Here is a 15,582-nt window from a genome sequence, read left to right as displayed (position 1 = left end):
TCAGCCGCGGGCGGCGCGCACCGCCTCGGCCAGCGGGGTCGCCGGACGGCCGAGCAGCCGCTCGAGGTCGGTGCTGTCGGTCTCCAGGTCGCCGCGGGCGATCGAGGCGTCGATGGCCGCGACGAAGGCGGCCGGTCCGCTGTCGACCCCGGCGGCCTGCAGCGCCGCGGACAGCTCGGCCGGCGCCAGGTCGCGGTAGGTCACCGGCGTCCCGGTCACCTCGGTGACCACCGCGGCGAGGTCGGCCAGCGAGAACGCCGGGCCGCCGAGCTCGTAGGTGACCGACCCGCCGTCGTCGGCCAGCAGCGCGGCCGCGGCGGCGACGGCGTAGTCGGCGCGCAGGGCGCCGGACACCCGGCCGGTGCCGGCGTTGCCGATGATCTCGCCGGTGGCGAGGTACTGGTCGAGCCGGCCGGTGTAGTTCTCGGTGTACCAGCCGTTGCGCAGCAGCGTGACCGGCAGGCCGGTGGCCGCCAGCGCCTCCTCGGTGCCGCGGTGCTCCACGGCCACGGGGTTGGTGGAGGTGTCGGCCTTCAGCACGCTGGTGTAGGCGATCCGCTGCACCCCGGCGTCCACCGCGGCCGAGGCGACGGCGGCGTGCTGCTCGACCCGGTGGCCCACCTCCGTGCCGGAGACCAGCAGCAGCCGGTCCACGCCCGCCAGCGCGGCCGGCAGCGTCTCCGGCCGGCCGTAGTCGCCCTCGCGCACCTGCACGCCGCGCTCGGCGAGGGCGGCGGCCTTCTGCGGCGTCCGGACGACGGCGACCACGTCCCCGGCCGGGACGCCGCGGGCCAGCAGCTCCTCGACGACGCGGGAACCCAGCTGGCCGGTGGCCCCGGTGACGGCGTACGTGGTCATGGGCGGCACTCCTCGGGACGGGAACGGCACGGACGGCGGGCACCAACCCGGCTGCTGGGCCGGACATTCCGCGCCGGGTGCGGCGGGCCCCACGGGCACCGCCGCGTCCGGTAGAAGGTGGCGCCATGGCAACCGCGCAGCGCCCGGCCGGCACGGTCCGGCGGACGGTCGACCTGGTCCTCCTCGCGGTGGTGGCGCTGGCCGTCGGGATCGGCACGTTCGTGGCGGCGGCGACGGCCGCCGAGGAGCGGGTCGCCCGGCTCTGGGTGGCCGCGACCGTGCAGGACGACGGCAGCGCCCGGGTGGTCGAGGTCGTCGACTACGACTTCGGCTCCGACGACCGGCACGGCATCTACCGCGACGTGCCGGGCCTGCGCACCGACGAGCCGGTCACGGTCACCTCCCCCGACGCACCGGACGACGTGTTCGTGAGCACGGCGGCCGGAGCGCCGCGGATCCGGATCGGCGACGCGTCGCAGACCGTCGACGGCCGGCACCGGTACGTCATCGAGTACACCCTCGACGGGGTCGCACCGGGCGGCGCGCTGGCCTGGGACGCGGTGGGCACCGGCTGGCAGGTGCCGATCGACCGGGTCGAGGTGCACGTCGTCGCCCCGGCCGCGCTGGGCGACGGCGACTGCGCGGTCGGCACGACCGGGTCGACCGACGCCTGCACCATCGGCGAGGCGGCGCCCGGGCACCTGGTGGCGCGGGTCGAGGAGCTGGCCGCCGGCGAGGGGGTCACCGTCACGGCCACCGCGGGTGCCGCGCTGGCCGCCGCGCCCGCCGTCCCGGATCCGCCCCGGTCGGCGCCGGACCGCTCGGGCGTCGACCCCATCGCCCCCGCGGCGCTGGCCGGCGGGCTCACCCTGCTGCTCGCCCTGGCCACGGCCCGGGTGCTCCGGCGGGCCGGCAGGGAGCGGGTGCCCGCCTCGGGCATCCCCGTCGTTGCCGCGCCGGGCGAGGAGGCGCGCGTCGACCTCGCCGAGCTGGGGACGTACGCGACGCCGTCGGCCACGCTGCCCGCCGGGCTGTCGGCGGCGCAGGGCGGCGTGCTGCTGGCCGGCGCGGTCCACTCGCAGCACCAGGCGGCCTGGCTGCTGGAGCAGGCCGCCGCCGGGGTGCTGGAGCTCGAGTCGCCCGACGGCGGGTCGTCGAAGCGCATCGTGGTGACCCGGCGGGCACCGGGCGAGGACCCGGCCCGCCGGATCCTCGACGCGGCCTTCCGCGGCCGCGGCGTGCTCGTCCTCGGCAGCTACGACAAGGACTTCGCCGGGGCCTGGCGGTCGATCGGCACGGAGCTGCGCGGATGGCAGCGCCGCAGCGGCCTGTGGGACGCCGCCGCCGACCGGCGCGCCCGGCGGATCCGCTCCTGGGGCGTGGTCGCCGGGCTCGCCGGGATCGTGCTCGCGCTGTACGGGGCGTCGTTCGCCGCCGACTCCCCCGCCACCTGCCTCGCGCTGGCCACGGTCGCCGGGGTGCTCTGCGGCCTCGGCTGGGCCGGCGCGATCAGCGGCTGGGAGCTGAAGGTGCTGACGCCGGAGGGGTCGGCCGCGTGGCTGCAGGTGGAGTCGCTGCGGCAGTTCCTGGCGACCGCGCCCCGGGAGGCGCTGCTGGACGAGGCGCTGGCCTCCGGCCAGGTCGAGCGCTACACCGCCTGGGCGGTCGCGCTCGGTCAGGCCGACCGGTGGGCCACCGTGCCGTTCAGCCGTACCGCGAGCGGCGGGGGCCGCTACCACCACCCCGCCCACCACGCCGTGTTCGCGCCGGTGTTCGTGTCCAGCTGCACGACGGCGAGCACCAGCCCGTCGTCGTCCTCGAGCAGTGGCGGGAGCAGCAGCGTGGGCGGCGGCGCCGGGGGCGGGGGCGGCGGCTCCTGGTGAGCCGGCTCAGGCCGGCACGAGCTCGGCGGCCGGCCGCGGCGCGGGCGGCGCGGCGACCGGCCGGAAGCCCTTGACCACGAGGTACGTGGCGAGCGCGATCTCCCACGAGAAGACCGGGACGGCGGCCAGCCCGGCCAGCGGCGACGAGGTGTCGTAGACGCCGGACGCCAGCGCGAGGTTCGACGCGAACACCACCGGCCCGCCGACCAGCCCGAGCCGGCCGATCCAGCGCGGCACCAGCCCCGACCGGACCACCAGCGCGGCCAGCACCACGGTGTTGGTGCCGCAGACCAGGCCGGGCCCGACGAGGAACGTCCAGTCGTGCAGGGCGACCAGCCCCTCGGCGACGGCGGCCGTGGTCGCGTCCGCGGTGCCCGACTGCCGCAGGGTGACGACGGCGAGCACGCTGCAGACGCCGACGAGGATGACGCCGGCCTCCAGCGTGCGCAGGCCGACGTAGCCCATCGCCAGCCCCGCTCCGTGCGCCCGGACCACCGGGTACAGCGTCACCGCCGTGCCGACGACGCCGAGGGCGAGCAGCACCTCGAGCAGCGCACCGGCCAGCACCGTGCCGTCCCGGCCGGGGCCGAGCACGTACTCCGGGTCGGTGAGCACCGGCCCGTAGAGGAACACGGCGGTCACCGCGGTGACGTGGGTGAGGAAGTAGAGCGCGCCGGCGACGGCGGCGGTCCTGCGGTGCATGGTGTCCTCCTGCGAACGAGGTGTACGGCGTACACCTACAGCCGGGAACGTTAGGTGTACGGTGTCCACCTGTCAAGCACGCCGAGGAGGACGCCGATGACGCGGGACGTTGCGACCCGGCGGGAGCCGTTGAACCGCGACCGCGTGCTCGCCGCCGCGGTCGCGCTCGCCGACCAGGCGGGGCTGGCCGCGGTGAGCATGCGGCGGCTGGCCCAGGAGCTGGGCGTCGTCCCGATGGCGCTGTACAAGCACGTCGCCGACAAGGAGGAGCTCCTCGACGGCATGGTCGACGTGGTGATCGGCGGGATCGCCCCACCGGCGCCCGGACTGGACTGGAAGAGCACCGTCCGCGAGCGCGTGCTGGCCGCGCGGCGGGCGGTGCTGGCCCACCCGTGGGCGCGGCAGGCGATCGAGTCACGGACCCGGCGCTCGCTCGTCGTGCTCGGCCACATGGACGCCGTCACCGGCGGCTTCCGCGCCGGCGGCCTCTCCCCCGACCTCGTGCACCACGTCATGCACGCGCTCGGCAACCGCATCTGGGGCTTCAGCCCCGAGCTGTTCAACGCGCCGCCGGGCGAGCCGGCGGCGTCGCCGACGGCGGAGGAGCGGGCGGCCATGGCCGAGGAGTTCGGCCGGCGCTTCCCGCACATCCTGGAGATCGCGGCGGCCACCGATCCCTCCGGCACCCAGGGCGGCTGCGACGAGGAGTTCGAGTTCGGCTTCGCGCTCGACCTGCTGCTCGACGGCGCCGAGCGCCTGCACCGTGCGGGCTGGTCGTCAACTCGGAATTGACGACCTGAGCGCCGTCAACCTAGCGTTGACGGCATGACCGACACCTCTCCCCCGCCCACCGTCCGGCTCGACGACCTGATCGGCGCGGTGGCCGGCGCCTCTCCCGAGCCGCTGGAGCGGCTGTCCTCGGCCGTGGTGCTGGCCGAGCACCTCGGCGAGGTCGCCGACGCGCTGATCGGCCACTTCGTCGACCAGGCCCGCCGGGCCGGGGCCTCCTGGTCGGAGATCGGCCGCAGCATGGGGGTGACCAAGCAGGCGGCGCAGAAGCGGTTCGTCGCCCGCGGGCCCGGTGCGGCCGCACCGCTGGACCCCAGCCAGGGCTTCAGCCGGTTCACCGACGACGCCCGCGCCGCGGTGGTCGCCGCCCAGGAGCAGGCCCGCGCCGCGGGCAACGCCGCCATCGGCGTCAGCCACCTGGTGCTCGCGCTGGTCGCCGATCTGGCGAGCCCGGCCGCGCGCGCGGTCGCCGCCGCGGGCATCGCGCCGGACGACGTCCGGCGGACCGCCACGGCCACGCTGCCGCCGCGGGTCGACGAGCTGCCGGCGATGATCCCGTTCGACGCGCACGCCCGGGACGCCCTGGAGCGCACCTTCGCGGAGGCCACCCGGCTGGGCGCCGACGCCGTCGACAGCGGGCACCTGCTGCTCGCCGTCCTCGCGGTGGAGGACGGCACCGGGGTGCTGGCCGGCCTCGGGGTGCGCGCCGACGCGGTCGAGGCGCACCTGACCGGTCAGACCAGCGGCACCAACCCCGACTCGTAGGCCGCGATCACCGCCTGGGTGCGGTCCCGCGCCCGCAGCTTGCGCAGCAGGCTGCTCACGTGGGTCTTCACCGTCTGCAGGCCCAGGAACAGCTCGCCGGCGATCTCGCCGTTGGACAGCCCGCGGGCCATCAGCCGCAGGATCTCCCGCTCGCGGGGCGTCAGGTCGGGCAGCTCCCGGCCGGGCCGGGCGGCCGGTCCGTGCCGGGCGGCGAGCGAGCGGATCGCCGCCGGGAACAGCAGGCTGTCGCCCCCGGCCACGACGCGGACGGCGTCGACGATCTCGGCGGGCCGGGCCCGCTTCGGCAGGAACCCGGCCGCGCCGGCCTGCAGCGCGGCGTAGACGTTCTCGTCGTCGCCGAAGGTGGTCACCACGAGCACGCGGGGCGGCTCGGGCACCCGCCGCCGCAGGTCCCGGGTGGCGGCGATGCCGTCGACCAGCGGCATCCGCAGGTCCATGAGGACCACGTCCGGGCGCAGCGAGGTCACCAGCGGGACGACGACGGCGCCGTCGGCCGCCTCCCCCACGACCTCGATGTCGTCGGTCGCCGCCAGGATTGCGCGCAGCCCGCCGCGGACCAGTTCCTCGTCGTCGACGAGCAGCACCCGGACGGTCACGGCCGCCCCACCGTCGGCAGCCGCACCGCGACCCGCCAGCCGCCGTCGACCGGGCCGGCCTCCGCGGTGCCGCCGAGGGCGGCGGCCCGGGCGGCCAGGCCCCGCACCCCGCTGCCGGTTCCGCTCCCGGCCGGCACGGCCACGGGGACGGGGTTGGCCACGACCAGGTCGACGCCGCCCGGTGCCACGGCGACGCGCAGCTCGACCGGCACCGGGCCGGCGTGCCGGAGGGCGTTGGTGAGCGCCTCCTGCACGATCCGGTAGGCCTCCCGGGAGACGACCGCCGGCACGGCGCCGACCGGTCCGGTGACGGCGCAGTCGACGCGGGCGCCGGCCGCCTCGGCCGAGCGGACCAGCCGGTCGACGTCGGCCAGCGTCGGCGCCTCGGGTGCCGGCGCGTTCTCCCGGAGCAGACGCAGCACGCGCTCCAGGTCGCCGGCGGCCTGGCGGGCGCTGTCCTCGATGGCGGCCAGCGCCCGGTCGACGAAGGCGGGATCGTGGCCGGCGACCTCCCGGGCGGCGGCGGCCTGCAGCAGCGTCACGGTGAGCGCGTGACCGATCGAGTCGTGCAGCTCGGCGGCCAGGCGGGTGCGCTCGAGCAGCCGCTCGGTGCGAACCTGCTGGGCGGCCAGCCGCTCGGCCGGTGACGGGTGCAGCAGCCGGCGGGCCGCCGCGGCGGCCAGTGCCCCGAGGCCGGCGATCGCGTACGCCCACGCCAGCCCGGCGGCGACCGCCGCGGGGAGGACCGCCCACCCGCTCGCCCGCGCCGCGGCGGCCACCGCGAGCGCGGCCAGCTCCCCGGCCAGGACGCCGAGGGCGACCCGCACGACGAGCCAGCCCAGCAGCCGGCCGCGGTCGGCCCACGTGCGCGACGGTTCCACGGTGACGTCGTCGTCCCCGGGCAGGAGGAGGGCGCGCGCCTGCAGGCCCTCGCTGCGGCGCACGGCCGGCACGCAGGCGAGGACGGCGAGCACCGGGAGCGGCGCGAGGTAGAGCCCGAGGACCGTGCGAGCGCTCGTGCCCTCCAGGCCCGGCCACACCATCGCGCAGAGGACGGCCAGCGCCAGGCCGAGGAGCAGGTGCAGGGCGCGGGCCCAGGTCGCCCTCCGGACGAGCGGCTGCCACACGGTCACCGGCCGATCCTCCCGCGCCGGACCCCGGCGCCACCTCCCGCTGGAGAGGGAGCGATCCGGACCGCCGGAGGGAGGTCGGGCGCGCGCCGGCGCGGCAGCGTGGCCGGCATGACGACGATCGAGGTGCGGGGGCTGGGCAAGCGCTACGGCGCGGTGACCGCGGTGGCGGACCTGACGTTCGACGTCCGGCCGGGGATGGTCACCGCCCTGCTGGGCCGCAACGGCTCGGGGAAGTCGACGACGCTGCGGATGGTGCTCGGCCTGGACGCCCCCACCACCGGCGCCGCCCGCATCGGCGGCCGCGCCTACGGGGAGCTGGACCGGCCGCTGTGCACGGTGGGGTCGCTGCTGGACAGCACCGCCGCCCACCCCGGCCGCACCGCCCGGGACAGTCTGCGCTGGCTGGCCGCGAGCAACCGGATCCCGGCCCGCCGGGTCGACGAGGTGCTCGAGCAGGTGGACCTGGCGGCGGCCGCCGGCCGCCGGGTCCGCGGCTTCTCCCTGGGCATGCGGCAGCGGCTGGGCCTGGCCGCCGCGCTGCTCGGCGATCCGCCGGTGCTGCTGCTCGACGAGCCGACCAACGGGCTGGACGCCGAGGGCATCCGGGAGCTCCGCACCCTGCTGCGGAGGCTGGCGGCCGAGGGGCGCACCGTGCTGGTGTCCACCCACCTCCTGGCCGAGGTGGAGCGCACCGCCGACCACCTGCTGGTCATCGGCGCCGGCCGGCTGCTGGCCGACGTCGGGCTGCGGACCTTCCTCGACGCGCATGCGCCGCAGTCGCTGGAGGACGCGTTCCTCGCGCTGACCGGGGCGGCGGCGTGACCGCCGCGCTGCGCGCCGAGTGGATCAAGGCGACGACGCTGTGGTCGATCCGGCTGTCGCTGCTGGCGTTCGCCGTCGTCACCGCCGGGATCAGCGTCGCGGTGGCGGCCACGGTCGGCGCGGCCGAGGCGGCCCGGCCCGACTACGACGCCGCGGTGATCGCCTTCTACGGATTGAACTTCGGGCACGTGGCGGTGCTCGTCGTCGCCGTCCTGCTGACCGCCGGGGAGTACGGCGCGCGGACCATCGGGACGTCGCTGACCGCGGTCCCCCGGCGCGGGGTGTTCCTCGCCGCCAAGGTCGCCGTGGGCGCGGGGCTGGTCCTGGCCGTCGCGACCGTCACCGCCGTCGTCACGTTCGCCGCGACCCAGGCGGTGCTCGGGCCGGACGCGGTGGGCCCGGGGACGCCGGGGGTGCTGCGCTCGATCGCCGCGGCGGCGCTGTTCCCGGCGCTGCTGGCAGTGGTGTGCATGGGCATCGGGATGCTCGCCCGCGACGCCGCGGGCGCGCTCACCGCGCTGGTGCCGTTCTTCTTCCTCGTGTCGCCGCTGCTGGAACTGGTGCCCGGGCTGCAGCGCGCCGCGGTGTTCCTGCCCGACCGGGCGGGTGCGGTCGCGGTCCGGCTGCACGAGCGCCCGGTCGACGCCTTCGGCCCGGTCACCGGGCTGCTGGTGATGGCCGGGTGGGCCGCGGCGGCGGTGCTGGCGGCGTGGTGGGCGCTGCACCGCCGCGACGCCTGAGACCACTACGGTGCGACCGTGATCATGGCCGCCGCCGTCGCGGGCACCGCCGTCCTCGCCGCCCTGGCCGTCTTCCAGGCCGCGCTCGTCGCGGGCGCGCCGCTGGGCCGGTTCGCGTGGGGCGGCCAGCACGTCGTCCTGCCGCCGGGGCTGCGTGCCGGCAGCGTCGTGTCGATCGTGCTGTACGCGCTGTTCGCCTCGGTGCTGCTGCAGGCCGCCGGGACGGTGCGCGTCTGGCCGGCCGGCTGGGTGGGGACGGCGCTCTGGGTGCTGACCGGCTACTTCGCACTCGGCGTCGCCATGAACGCCGCCTCGCGCAGCCGGCCGGAACGGCTGGTCATGACCCCCGTCGCCGTGGTGCTCGCCCTCGCCTGCCTGGTGCTGGCGCTGCGGTGAGGCCCCGGCCGGCTACTCCCCCAGCCACCGGGCCAGCGCCTCCAGCCCGCCGGTGATCATGGCGCCGTAGCCGTCGTCCGGCAGCGCCGCGACCGCCTGCCGGCCGAGCTCGAGGTGGTGCCGGGCGGCGGCGAGGTCGCCGAGCCTGCGGTGGTCCTCGCCGAGGTTGAGGTGCAGCGAGGGGTAGAAGGCGGCGACCGGGCCGGTGGCGCCGGCCGCGGCGGCCTGCTCGTCGGTCACGCTGTCGGCGGCCGCCAGGGCCCGCTGGTCCCAGGCCAGCTCGTCGCGGGGGTCGTCCTGCAGATCGGCCAGGTGGTGGGCGAGCATGCACCGGGCCAGCGCGTCGCCGTCGTCCCCCAGCTCGGTCCAGATGCTCTCCAGCGCGGTGCGCGCCGCGGCCCGCTCCCCGCTCTGGCCGAGGGTGATCGCCGCGCCGATGCGGGTCATGACGTCGTCCGGGGTCGATGGCATGGCCGCACGGTAAGGGTGCCCACCGACGACGCCGTCGCCCCGCGGTCAGTCCCCCGCTCCGGCCTCCTCCACGATCTCGGCGTCGATGATGTCGACCAAGGGCACCTCGTCCTCGTCGCCATCGGCGTCCTTGCGGAATAGGGCGGCCCCCAGGCCGGCCGGACCCTCCGGTCCGTAGCGGTCCTGCAGCAACCGCTCGCGGTAGAGCACGTCGATCTCCTCGATGGCCGAGTCGAGCAGCTGCGCGTTCAGCCCACCGCCGATCAGCATGCCGACGACCGGCACGACCTGCGCCAGCTTGCGCTTCACCAACCGGTATCCGAAGCGGTCGTAGACCTTGCGGACGACACGGGTGAGCAGGTGCTCGTTCAGCTTCTCCCACGTGGCGTCTCGCACCAGCTTCTGCGCGAGCTGGCTGAGCTCCGCGTAGGCGGCGCTCTTGCCGGTGCCGGCGAGGGCTGCGTTCATCACGCCCAGGGCGAAGAGGCGCTCCTCCGGCCTCGTGGCGTCGTAGCCGTAGTAGGCCGCCACCTGGGCCACTCCCCGGTTCACCGCCCCCAACGTGAGTGCCGCGTCCGTGGCCATGGCCGTCGCCACGACACCCAGCCCGGGGGCGGCGCCCGCAGTGGAGGCCAGCGCCCCGCCGCCCGCGACGGCCCCTGATGCCGCACCGGTGAGGAAGGTGCCCAAGGCATACCGGACGTCGAGCGCGGGGCGCACCTCGTCGATCGACCGCAGGGGCAGCTCCCTGATGTCGGCGAGGTCGACGACGGCGGCGCCGTGGCGGGAGTAGCGGGCGACGATGCGCCGGCGGCGCACGGTGCGGACGGCGGCCTTCCCGATGAGGCGGTTGCCGCCGTCCAGCGCTCGCGAGAACGCACTGTGGAACACCTCCGCGCCGGGAGCGGACTCGAGGAACGCGCGCAGCCGCTCGCTGAGCTCGTCGACGGCACGGCGAGGCCCGGGTGGCAGGAGCCGGCGCGGACTCCGCTCGGCCTGCCGTCGCTTGTGCTCCTGCACCGCCTCCCACGCCGCGCGCTCGTACTCGAAGTCGTCCGCCATGCCCAGTCCCCCGTCGTGCGATCCGATCGAGACGACTGTGGGGCACGCAGCGCCGGGGGTCGAGCCGGGCGCGCTGCGACGGAGCACGCTCATGCGATGAGCACGCCTCCGCAGCCCCTCGATCCCCCCGACCTCGCGCAGACCGCCGGCTCGGCGCTGGCCGACCGGGACGGCGTCCTGCGCGTCCTGTCGGAGTACCTCGCCGCCGCCTGGCGCTCGTTCGACGCCCCGCGGCCGTCGGAGCCGGAGCCCGACGAGGACCTGCTGGAGCGGCTGCGTGCCGGCCTGCCGGCCGGCCCGTGCGATCCGCGGGAGGCCCTGGACGATGCCGTGCACGTGCTGGAGGCCAGCGTCTCCCCCGCCCGCCCGCTGTTCCTGGCCTACGTCGGGTCCAGCGGCCTGGAGACCGGGGTGCTGGCCTCGGCGCTGTCGGCCGCCTACGACGCCAACCTGGCCTCGGCCGCGGGCACCGCCGACCTGCTCGACCAGCAGGCGGTGCGCTGGGTCGCCGAGTTCGTCGGCTTCCCGATGGCCGAGGGGCACTTCACCAGCGGCGGGCAGACGTCGAACCTCACCGCGCTGCTGGCCGCGCGCGAGCAGGCGCTGCCCGGGTCGCGGGAGGACGGCGTGGCCGGCGTGCGGGCCGCGGTCTACTGCTCGGACGAGGCGCACCACTCCGTCGTCCGCGCGGTGGAGGCGGCGGGGCTGGGCCGCCGGGCGGTCCGGCGGATCCCCACCGACACGCGGCGGCGGATGCGCCCCGACGCGCTCGCCGAGGCCCTGGAGCGCGACCGTGCCGACGGGGTGACGCCGGTGGCGGTGGTCGCCACCGCCGGCACCACGCTGACCGGCGCGGTCGACCCGATCGACGCGGTCGCCGACGTGTGCGCACCGGCCGGGGTGTGGCTGCACGTGGACGGCGCCTACGGCCTGCCCGCCGCCGCGACGACCGCCGCCGGGCACTGGTTCGCCGGGCTGGACCGGGCCGACTCGGTGACCGTCGACGCGCACAAGTGGCTGGGCATGCAGAAGAGCTGCAGCGTCGTGCTGGTGCGCCGGCCCGGCGCGCTGCGGGCGGCGTTCGGGCACGAGGAGCGCTACATGCTCCACGACGAGGACGCCGGCAACCCCGTCGACTCGACCTTCGAGTACTCCCGGCCGTTCCGGTCGCTGCGGCTGTGGCTGTCGATGCGGGTGCACGGCGCCGACCAGTTCCGCACCTGGATCGAGGGCACCCTGCAGAACGCCGCGCTGTTCACCGAGGCGGTGCGCGGCACGCCGGGCTTCGAGCTGCTGCACGAGCCGATGCTGTCGACGGTCTGCTTCCGGCACGTTCCGGACGGCCTGCCCGCCGGCGAGCTCGACGGGCACAACGCGCGGCTGGCCCGCACGATGCAGCGCGACGGCCGGGTGTTCCTGGCGCCGGCGGAGGTTGACGGGCACACCTGCCTGCGGGTCTGCTTCGTGAACTTCCGGACGACGCCGGAGCAGGTGCGCGTCGTGCTCGACGTGGCCGCCGAGCTCGGCGAGCAGCTCAGCCGCGCACGGTGACCGGGACGGCGACGTCGGCGGTGTAGGCCGCGTGGTCGGTGAGCAGCGATCCCTCGGCCGACAGCGGCCGGTGCACCGCCGCGGCGCCCCGTGCGAGCGGCGCGCTGACCGCGAGGTGGTCGATCGCCGGCGCCTCCGGCTCCAGGTGCTCGGCGTCCTCGGTGAGCGGGCGGAGGCCGAACCGGTCGAAGGCGGCGCGCAGCCGGTCGATGCCGCCGTGCGTGCCGGCCAGGCGGTAGCCCAGCGCCTTCCGGGCAGGGTCGAGGTGGCGCAGCTCCTGGTTGAAGTCGCCGCCCCAGACGATCGGCTCGGCGCCGTCCCAGGCCTCGGCGATCCGCCGCACGTGGTGCTCGAGGACGAACGCCTGCTGGTCGTCCAGCCGGTTGCCCGGCAGACCGGGCCAGTACCGCGCGCAGCCGCCCCAGGGCAGGACGGAGCAGGCGACGAGCAGCGACGTCGCGTCGGGGAGGTGCACCCGCGCCAGGCTCAGCGACTCCTCCGCCTGGGGGCGCGCGCCCGCGCCGTCGTCCAGCTGGGTCATCGGCAGGGCGGTCTGGACGGCGGCCCAGCGCCGGACGTCGGAGGCGGCGCCGCCGCGCGGCGGCGAGCAGGCCACCTGCCCGGCCGGTGAGATCCAGTCGCGGTGCACCTCGGTGAGCAGCCAGACGTCGGCGGCGACCTGCTCCTGCCAGCGGGCGATCTCCTGCCCCCGCGCACCCCAGGGGTCGGGGGCGCGCTCGACGTTCCACGTCGCGACGCGCAGCGTGCCCACGGCCTTGGCCGCGACCGGCTCGGGGCCGAACGACCGGCCGCACCGCGGGCAGGCCCACCGCGGCATGGGCCCCTCCTCGACCAGGCAGCCCCCGAGCACCACCTCGCCCCGCTCGGCCGCCTCGATCGTCTCCCCGGCCGGCAGGCCGAACACGAGGGCGACCGCACGGGGCCACCCCGGGCAGTCCGGGCAGCGGGGCGCGCGGCGACTCATGATCGGCACGGTAGGGGCGACCACCGACAGGACCAGGGCGTCTCGCCCGTCAGGGGGAGCTGCGAGCATCGGGGGCGTGACGACGACCGACCGCGCCATGCCCCCGCTGCAGGCCGACGAGGCCACCACGCTCGCCGCCTGGCTGGACTTCTACCGGGCCACGCTGGTCGGCAAGTGCGCCGGGCTCACCGACGAGCAGCTGCGCACCGCCGCGGTCGACCCGTCGCCGCTGACGCTGCTCGGGCTGCTGCAGCACATGGCCGAGGTGGAGCGGAACTGGTTCCAGCGCGTGCTGCTCGGGCAGCGGGTGCCACCCATCCACGACCCGGCCGCCGACCCCGACGGCCCGGACGGCGGCTTCGAGGTGACGGGGAGCAGCACGCTGGCCGCGGCGCGGGAGACGTGGGAGGCCGAGGTCGCCGTGTCCCGGGCCAACTGCGCGGAGCGCGGGCTCGACGCGACCAGCCCGTTCATGGGCACCGAGGTCACGCTGCGCTGGATCTACGCGCACATGATCGGCGAGTACGCGCGGCACGCGGGGCACGCCGACCTCATCCGCGAGCGCATCGACGGGGCCACCGGCGTCTGACGCCGTCGGTCAGGTAGGTCCTCCCGAGATCGGACGCCCACGGGAGACGCAGATCGCCAGCGCCTGGACCGTGTAGCCGTACTCCTCGTCCCATGTGGCGGTCGGCCAGCCGTAGTAGGCAGCGGCCCGTTGCACCAGCGCATCGAGGCCGCGGATCAGCGGGCTGAGCCAGCCGGCCGTCTCTGCGACCGATGTACGGAACTCCTGCTGCTGCAGTACGCCCGGTGCCCAGTCGGGGCTCTCGACCTGTCCGACGAAGGGGCCCAAGCCGTGCGGCTGGGCGTGCACCAGTGCTGAGAGGAAGCGGTGGTAGTAGCGACCCGCCTCGGGCCCGTAGGCGTCCAACAGCTCGGCGATCATCGGCCCGGAGTCCGGGAGCTTGGCCCCGATCGAGCGCTCCAGCGGCCATCCGGTGCCCGAGTACGCCTTGCCACGGACCGGGAAGCCGAGGGCCTCGGCGTCCTCGAGGAGGCGACCGGCCAACTGTTGGACCTGCTGACGGTGGTCCGCGTCTTCCGGCGCGAGGAGCAAGCGCTCCTGCTCGGTCAATGAGATCAACTGGAGGTTCAGCCAGCGCCGGATCCGCTCGAGGGCGTCGAGGCCGGGCTCGAGGAGATGGTGGGCCGTCGCAGCGGACTCACAGGTGGGCCGCAGCAGCGAGAGCGGCGCCACGATGACCCCAGCAGCCGAGAGCAACACACCGAGGCCGTGCAGGTGGTCGGCGGTGTGCGCGAGCAGTTGCCGCGCCGCCTGGGATGCCTCCAGCGGAATGTTGCGAAAGCACACGGCGTCCGGCAGTGCCCACGCCTCGTCCGCCAGCGCCGGTGCCCCCTCCGCGGGGGGAAGCAGGTTGAGCCCGGACAGGGCCTCCGACAGGTCGACGAACTGCCGACCGAGCGCGTCGAAGGCGTCTCGGATGGGCGGCGTGGCCGACGCCGTGCGGTGCACGCCCCGGCGACTCCGGGACCGACCCCCTCTGGACATGGCGGGAAGGTAGCCGCCGTCCGGCCGGCAGCCCGGGAGGCCGCCTCCCTACCCTCCGACCGTGACCCTCCCCCTCGACCGCGAGACCCTCGCCGCCCGGCTCGCCGGCTTCCCGCGGGTGCCGATCGACCGGCCGGACCTCAAGCAGGCGGCGGTGGCCCTCTGCGTCACCGAGGTCGAGGGCGCACCGGCGCTGGTGATCACCCGGCGGGCGGCGCGGCTGCGCGGCCACGCGGGCCAGTGGGCGCTGCCGGGCGGCCGCCGCGATCCCGGCGAGACCGCCGTGGAGGGCGCGCTGCGCGAGACCCGCGAGGAGGTCGGGCTCGACCTCGGCCCGGACGCCGTCCTCGGGGTGCTCGACGACTACGCCACCCGGTCCGGCTACGTGATGACGCCGGTCGTCTGCTGGGTCGGGCCGGCCGGTGCCCTGCGCGGCAACGCGGGCGAGGTGGCCACGGTGCACCAGGTGCCGCTCGCCGACCTCGACGTGGAGCCGGTGTTCACCTCGATCCCGGAGTCCGACGCCCCGGTCATCGGGCTGCCGCTGTTCGACCGGCACGTGCACGCGCCGACCGCGGCGATCGTGCACCAGTTCTGCCGGATCGCCTGCCGCGGCGAGGTGGTGCGGGTGGCGCACTACGAGCAGCCGGTGTTCGCCTGGCGCTGAGCGTTCCCGCGGGAACGCCGTCAAGGGCCGAGGCTTGACGACGTTCCCGCGGGAACGCCTTCGGCGGCTGGAGGAGCAGGTCGGGTCACGCCGGCCGCCCCGATACCGTCGGGGCCCATGACGACCGGGCGACCGTGCGTGCACGGAGAACTCCCCTGGCTGACCGGCCCCCTCCACCGGGTGCACGGGAGCGCCCGCACGGAGGTCGACGCATTCCTCGACCGGTTCCCGTACCGGCGGATCCACCTGGACGGCCGCGCGATGACCTCGAGGCCGGCCGCCCACCGTGAGCTGGCGCGGGCATTCGCGTTCCCCGAGTACTACGGCCACAACTGGGACGCGTTCGACGACTGCTGGGAGGACTTCGCGATGAACCACTCCGGGCAGCTCGTCGCAGTCGTGTGGGACCACGTGGACGTCGCCGCCCGTGCGGCACCTGCCACGACGGTCGAGGTCGGGTGGGCTCTCCTCGAGCGCTCGGCCACGAGCACGGGACGGCTCGTCGCATTCGACGTCTTCGCGGTCGGGGACGGCGACGACTTCGACCGCCCGACGTAGCGGCACCATC

The 15,582-nt window shown here is 76.2% G+C and carries 18 protein-coding genes; 10 read left to right on the top strand and 8 right to left on the bottom strand.

Annotated elements, in window-relative coordinates; genetic code table 11:
- Positions 1-858, bottom strand: coding sequence for an NAD(P)H-binding protein (locus ACI79R_RS16395; RefSeq protein WP_456574710.1), 858 nt, complete (start codon positions 856-858; stop codon positions 1-3).
- Positions 859-983: 125 nt separating this feature from the next.
- Between ACI79R_RS16395 and ACI79R_RS16390 the strand changes: the two genes are divergently transcribed.
- Entirely contained in the window at positions 984-2,741 is a 1,758-nt protein-coding gene (locus ACI79R_RS16390; protein WP_456574709.1) for a DUF2207 domain-containing protein, read from the top strand.
- A 6-nt stretch (positions 2,742-2,747) separates the two neighbouring features.
- On the opposite strand, the gene ACI79R_RS16385 is transcribed toward ACI79R_RS16390, so the two are convergent.
- Entirely contained in the window at positions 2,748-3,443 is a 696-nt protein-coding gene (locus ACI79R_RS16385; protein ID WP_456574708.1) for a DUF4386 domain-containing protein, read from the bottom strand.
- A gap of 96 nt (positions 3,444-3,539) precedes the next feature.
- Between ACI79R_RS16385 and ACI79R_RS16380 the strand changes: the two genes are divergently transcribed.
- Together ACI79R_RS16380 and ACI79R_RS16375 are read left to right on the top strand one after the other, a co-directional pair.
- The gene (locus ACI79R_RS16380) at positions 3,540-4,235 is read left to right on the top strand and encodes a TetR/AcrR family transcriptional regulator (RefSeq protein ID WP_456574707.1); all 696 of its coding nucleotides are present in this window, start codon (positions 3,540-3,542) and stop codon (positions 4,233-4,235) included.
- Positions 4,236-4,268: 33 nt separating this feature from the next.
- Positions 4,269-4,997: a Clp protease N-terminal domain-containing protein gene (locus ACI79R_RS16375; RefSeq protein WP_456574706.1), complete on the top strand. Its 729-nt coding sequence runs from the start codon at positions 4,269-4,271 to the stop codon at positions 4,995-4,997.
- Here the strand turns inward: ACI79R_RS16375 and ACI79R_RS16370 are convergent.
- Positions 4,967-5,614, bottom strand: coding sequence for a response regulator (locus ACI79R_RS16370; RefSeq protein ID WP_456574705.1), 648 nt, complete (start codon positions 5,612-5,614; stop codon positions 4,967-4,969). The genes ACI79R_RS16375 and ACI79R_RS16370 overlap by 31 nt on opposite strands.
- On the bottom strand, positions 5,611-6,747 hold the full coding sequence (locus ACI79R_RS16365) for a histidine kinase (protein ID WP_456574704.1): 1,137 nt from the start codon (positions 6,745-6,747) through the stop codon (positions 5,611-5,613). Before ACI79R_RS16365 ends, ACI79R_RS16370 begins: the two co-directional genes overlap by 4 nt.
- A gap of 108 nt (positions 6,748-6,855) precedes the next feature.
- Here ACI79R_RS16365 and ACI79R_RS16360 point away from each other — a divergent pair, with 108 nt between their 5' ends.
- From ACI79R_RS16360 to ACI79R_RS16350, 3 genes are read left to right on the top strand one after another with little or no spacing between them, the layout of a single operon-like run.
- Positions 6,856-7,569 carry an ABC transporter ATP-binding protein gene (locus ACI79R_RS16360; protein WP_456574703.1) on the top strand — a complete coding sequence of 238 codons (714 nt, stop codon included), beginning with the start codon at positions 6,856-6,858 and terminating at the stop codon, positions 7,567-7,569.
- The gene (locus tag ACI79R_RS16355) at positions 7,566-8,309 is read left to right on the top strand and encodes a hypothetical protein (RefSeq protein ID WP_456574702.1); all 744 of its coding nucleotides are present in this window, start codon (positions 7,566-7,568) and stop codon (positions 8,307-8,309) included. Before ACI79R_RS16360 ends, ACI79R_RS16355 begins: the two co-directional genes overlap by 4 nt.
- 24 nt (positions 8,310-8,333) lie before the next feature.
- Positions 8,334-8,705, top strand: a complete 372-nt coding sequence (locus ACI79R_RS16350; protein WP_456574779.1) for a hypothetical protein — start codon at positions 8,334-8,336, stop codon at positions 8,703-8,705.
- Between the two features lie 12 nt (positions 8,706-8,717).
- On the opposite strand, the gene ACI79R_RS16345 is transcribed toward ACI79R_RS16350, so the two are convergent.
- Both ACI79R_RS16345 and ACI79R_RS16340 read right to left on the bottom strand, forming a co-directional pair.
- Positions 8,718-9,176, bottom strand: coding sequence for a hypothetical protein (locus ACI79R_RS16345; protein ID WP_456574701.1), 459 nt, complete (start codon positions 9,174-9,176; stop codon positions 8,718-8,720).
- A 45-nt stretch (positions 9,177-9,221) separates the two neighbouring features.
- A complete protein-coding gene (locus ACI79R_RS16340; RefSeq protein WP_456574700.1) occupies positions 9,222-10,238 on the bottom strand; it encodes an EcsC family protein in 1,017 nt (338 codons plus the stop codon).
- Positions 10,239-10,334: 96 nt separating this feature from the next.
- On the opposite strand from ACI79R_RS16340, the gene ACI79R_RS16335 reads away from it, so the two are divergent.
- Complete coding sequence (locus tag ACI79R_RS16335) at positions 10,335-11,789, top strand: pyridoxal phosphate-dependent decarboxylase family protein (protein WP_456574699.1); 1,455 nt, start codon at positions 10,335-10,337, stop codon at positions 11,787-11,789.
- Here ACI79R_RS16335 and ACI79R_RS16330 read toward each other — a convergent pair.
- Positions 11,773-12,774, bottom strand: coding sequence for an endonuclease/exonuclease/phosphatase family protein (locus tag ACI79R_RS16330; protein ID WP_456574698.1), 1,002 nt, complete (start codon positions 12,772-12,774; stop codon positions 11,773-11,775). The two genes, ACI79R_RS16335 and ACI79R_RS16330, sit on opposite strands and share 17 nt — an antisense overlap.
- Before the next feature lie 76 nt (positions 12,775-12,850).
- Between ACI79R_RS16330 and ACI79R_RS16325 the strand changes: the two genes are divergently transcribed.
- Positions 12,851-13,363, top strand: coding sequence for a DinB family protein (locus tag ACI79R_RS16325; protein ID WP_456574697.1), 513 nt, complete (start codon positions 12,851-12,853; stop codon positions 13,361-13,363).
- Positions 13,364-13,372: 9 nt separating this feature from the next.
- On the opposite strand, the gene ACI79R_RS16320 is transcribed toward ACI79R_RS16325, so the two are convergent.
- Positions 13,373-14,311, bottom strand: coding sequence for a hypothetical protein (locus tag ACI79R_RS16320; RefSeq protein ID WP_456574696.1), 939 nt, complete (start codon positions 14,309-14,311; stop codon positions 13,373-13,375).
- Positions 14,312-14,408: 97 nt separating this feature from the next.
- Between ACI79R_RS16320 and ACI79R_RS16315 the strand changes: the two genes are divergently transcribed.
- Positions 14,409-15,014 (top strand): NUDIX hydrolase, encoded by a 606-nt coding sequence (locus tag ACI79R_RS16315; RefSeq protein WP_456574695.1) that lies wholly within the window; start codon positions 14,409-14,411, stop codon positions 15,012-15,014.
- A gap of 117 nt (positions 15,015-15,131) precedes the next feature.
- Positions 15,132-15,572 carry a barstar family protein gene (locus tag ACI79R_RS16310; RefSeq protein ID WP_456574694.1) on the top strand — a complete coding sequence of 147 codons (441 nt, stop codon included), beginning with the start codon at positions 15,132-15,134 and terminating at the stop codon, positions 15,570-15,572.
- The last annotated feature ends 10 nt before the right edge of the window (positions 15,573-15,582 follow it).

This window comes from Blastococcus sp. SYSU D00820, assembly GCF_054050695.1.
Note: the sequence above shows the minus strand (reverse complement) of the source record. Positions and strands in the feature narration are given on the sequence as shown.